At 61.9% G+C, this 3884-nt stretch carries 4 protein-coding genes; 3 read left to right on the top strand and 1 reads right to left on the bottom strand.

The window, feature by feature from the left end; translation table 11 throughout:
* The 3 genes from alr to FY112_RS01070 all read left to right on the top strand — a co-directional run.
* On the top strand, positions 1-901 hold a 901-nt coding region (gene alr / locus FY112_RS01080), incomplete at its 5' end, for an alanine racemase (protein WP_151517420.1).
* 29 nt (positions 902-930) lie between these two features.
* Positions 931-2181, top strand: a complete 1251-nt coding sequence (locus tag FY112_RS01075) for a D-amino acid dehydrogenase (protein WP_131718361.1) — start codon at positions 931-933, stop codon at positions 2179-2181.
* Positions 2182-2268: 87 nt separating this feature from the next.
* A complete protein-coding gene (locus FY112_RS01070; RefSeq protein WP_151517419.1) occupies positions 2269-3291 on the top strand; it encodes an AraC family transcriptional regulator in 1023 nt (340 codons plus the stop codon).
* A gap of 82 nt (positions 3292-3373) precedes the next feature.
* On the opposite strand, the gene FY112_RS01065 is transcribed toward FY112_RS01070, so the two are convergent.
* On the bottom strand, positions 3374-3884 hold a 511-nt coding region (locus FY112_RS01065), incomplete at its 5' end, for an aminotransferase class III-fold pyridoxal phosphate-dependent enzyme (RefSeq protein ID WP_151517418.1).

Genomic DNA, 3884 nt, shown 5'->3' with positions numbered 1-3884 from the left:
GTTTGTAGAGGCCTTGAGGCTCCGACCGGCCCTTGCGCACGACGCCCAGATTTTCGTGCTGAACGGCTTGCAGCCCGGCAATGAGATCGCCTGCGCCGAGATGGGCATCGTCCCTGTTCTCAATTCGCTGGCGCAGTGGCGGCAGTGGTCAGCGGCTGCGCGCATTCTGAAGCGCCACCTGCCTGCCGTCCTACAATTCGACACCGGCATGTCGCGGCTCGGTTTTCCCAGGGAAGAGCGAGCAGAGCTGGCGGCGGCTCTTCGCGACGGCAGCAATGTTGAAATCCTGTTCATCATGAGCCATCTGGCTTCGGCCGACGACATCGACAGCGAGCAGAACGGCGAGCAGTTTGCCGAGATGTCCCGCATCGCCGACGAATTTCCCTGCTTCGACATTTCCTTCGCCAATTCCGGCGGCGTTTTCCTGGGCGACGCCTATCACGGCGTGCTCGCCCGTCCCGGCATCGCGCTTTATGGCGGCGCTCCGAACGCCGGCGAGAAGAACCCGATGGAGCCGGTAGTCAGCCTCAATGTCGCCGTCGTGCAGACGCGCACCGTGCCGGCGGGTGCGAAGGTCGGCTATGGCGGCGCGCATATCACGCAACGGGAAACGCGTCTCGCCACCATTGCAGCCGGCTATGCCGATGGTCTGCCGCGATGCCTCAGCGACCGCGGCGCCGTCTATTTCAAGGGCATCCGCCTGCCGATCGTCGGCCGCGTGTCGATGGACAGCGCGACCGTCGACATATCAGCACTGCCCGAAGGCGCGCTGACCTTCGGCAGTCTCGTCGAAGTGCTTGGCCGCCATCAGACGCTCGAGGACATTGCCCGCGACGCCGGCACCATTTCTTACGAAATCCTAACCGGCCTGGGCGATCGTTACGACAGGCAATATCGCTGAGAGCCGGCGGCTCCATCATTGGGAACATCATGAAGGTCATCGTTCTAGGAGCCGGCATCGTCGGCGTCACATCCGCTTATCAACTGGCCAAGGCCGGCCATGAGGTCACGGTCGTCGACCGGCAGCCGGGTCCGGCGCTGGAGACGAGCTTTGCCAATGCCGGCGAAGTCTCCTTCGGCTATTGCTCGCCTTGGGCGGCGCCCGGCATCCCCATGAAGGCCATGAAGTGGCTGTTCATGAAGCATGCGCCGCTCATCCTGCGCCCGAAACTCGACATGGCCATGCTCTCCTGGATGGCCAGGATGCTGTCGAACTGCACCTCCGAGCGCTACGCGATCAACAAGAGCCGCATGCTGCGCCTTGCCGATTACAGCCGCATCGCGCTGGCCGATCTTCGCGCCGAGACCGGCATCGCCTATGATGAACGCATGCAGGGGACGTTGCAGCTGTTCCGCACGCAGCAGCAGCTCGATGCCTCGGCAAAGGATGTCAAAGCGCTGGCTGCCGACGGTATTCCCTATGAGGTGCTGGACCGGGACGGCTGCATCCGCTTCGAACCGGCGCTGAAGCATGTGCGCGACAAGATTGTCGGCGGTCTGCTGACGCCGAAGGACGAAACCGGCGACTGCTTCAAGTTCACCAATGCGCTGGCGGCCAAAGCCGAGGCGCTCGGTGTCCGTTTTGCTTACGGGACGACGATCAAGGCGCTGGATGTCGAGGCCGGCCGGGTGCGCGGGGTCATCACCGATCGTGAGCGGATGAGCGCGGAGGCGGTGGTGGTCGCGCTCGGCAGTTATTCACCGCTGCTGCTCGCGCCGCTCGGCATCAGGCTGCCGGTCTATCCCGTCAAGGGCTATTCGCTCACGATCCCGATTGCCGATGCGTCACGCGCGCCGGAATCGACCGTCATGGACGAGACCTACAAGATCGCGATCACCCGGCTGGGCGACCGCATTCGTGTCGGCGGCATGGCTGAAATCTCAGGCTACACCAATGATCTCGGCCTGGCCCGCCGCAGCACGCTGGAATACTCGGTCACCGATCTCTTCCCGGGCGGCGATATTTCCAAGGCCTCCTTCTGGTCCGGCCTGCGTCCGATGACGCCCGATGGCACGCCGGTCATCGGCCCGACAAAGGTTGCCGGTCTCTTCCTCAATACCGGTCACGGCACGCTCGGCTGGACGATGAGCACCGGTTCGGCGCGGCTCATCGGCGATCTTGTCGGCGGCGGCCAGCCGGAAATCGACGCGAGGGATCTCGCAATCAGCCGCTACGGTTGAAACCGCCGGGGCAACACAAAAAAAGAGGGATGAACATGATTGCGCAAATCCATTATCACTTGTGTACATCGTCTTTCGAGGTCACGAATGTCCGTTAATTCTCATATACATAACGATGGCAGCCTCGCCCGACAGCTGGCGGTGCAGAGCATGTTGTTTCGGGAAACGGCGCACAGTGGAACGGACCCGGATGAACTCTCGGAAATATTGTCGACGCCAACCTCCCCGATCAAGGTTGCGGCGGAAGGCAATATGCCGATTGCATACGACTGCAATTTCGTCTCCGTGGGAGAAGAGGTAACGGTAGCCGACTGTACCTACGAAGGCACAATCCTGATCAGGCGGGAGGCGCCCAGCGATAGGATGATCGTGTTTCTACCGATGGCAGGGAACGCATCCTTCGAAGGCATGCGGGAGCAAATCTATTCCGTTCCCGCTCGCGGTACGATCCTTGAGGCAGGTCGTGCCGCGGGTGCCCGCCTGTTTGGGCCCCGCCGTCATTTCGGCCTGTTCGTCGATCAGGCGAAGATCATTAGCCACCTGACGCATATGTTCGAACGAACGATCAGTGGCGACATCGATTTTCATCCTCACATCGATTTGACGACTGGTCCGGGGCTGGTATTGCAGCAACTTGTCTCGAGCCTCCATCGCGGTCTCAGTGGGAACGGACCGTTGCAACGGTCGCCGCTGGCCGCCAGCTCGCTCTGCGACGCGGCGATCTATCTGCTTCTGGAGACCTGTCCTAATCGCTATTCGAACGAGCTTGCACTCCCTGCTCCGGCGCCAGCCCCACGCCATGTGAAATGGGCCATCGACTTCATGGAGGAACACATCGCCGAGCCGATTTCGCTCAACGATATCGCGATGGCAGCCAAGGTAAGCGTTCGGACTTTGCAGCAGGGTTTCCGGCAGTTCAGGGATACGACCCCGATGGCCTACCTGCATGAACTTCGGATGGTTGCCGCCCATCGCGATTTGCTCGAGTCTGACGCGAGGCAGGGCATCGCCGACGTCGCGCTCAGATGGGGATTTACGCATCTGGGGCGGTTTGCTGCCGAATACAGGAAGCGCTTCGGCCAGCTGCCGTCACAGACCTTGAAGCGTTGAGCTTCGTCTCGGTGTGCCGGATCGTTCCGCCGACGATGAACCAGGTGTCCGATCGCCGGCGGGAACGGCAAGCCGTGCGGGTCTATGCTGCGCGCTTCAAGGCGTCGCTGAGGATCGAAACTATCGTGTCGATCTGGGTTTTCTCGATGATGAGCGGCGGAGAAAGCGCGATGATGTCACCGGTCACCCGGATCAGCAGGCCCTTTTCGAAGCAATCGACGAAGATGTCGTAGGCGCGGGTTCCCGGTGCCCCGTCACGAGGAGCCAGTTCGACCGCCCCGACCAGTCCGAGATTGCGGATGTCGACGACATGAGGCAGGCTCTTCAGGGAATGGAGGGCCTCCTGCCAGTGTTCGGCCAAGTCGGATGCGCGCGTCAGCAGGCCTTCCTCCTCGTAGATCTCCAGCGTAGCGAGCCCGGCTGCGCAGGCGACCGGATGGCCGGAATAGGTATAGCCATGGAAGAGTTCGATCGCATTGTCCGGTCCGACCATCAGGCCGTCATAGATCTTGCGGCTGGCAAAGACCGCGCCCATGGGGATCGCGCCGTTGGTGAGGCCCTTTGCTGCCGTGACCAGGTCAGGCACGACGCCG

Origin of the sequence: Rhizobium sp. PEPV16 (assembly GCF_008919455.1) — a bacterium.
Lineage (GTDB): Bacteria > Pseudomonadota > Alphaproteobacteria > Rhizobiales > Rhizobiaceae > Rhizobium > Rhizobium leguminosarum_Q.
This window is presented reverse-complemented; position numbering and strand designations above follow the sequence as displayed.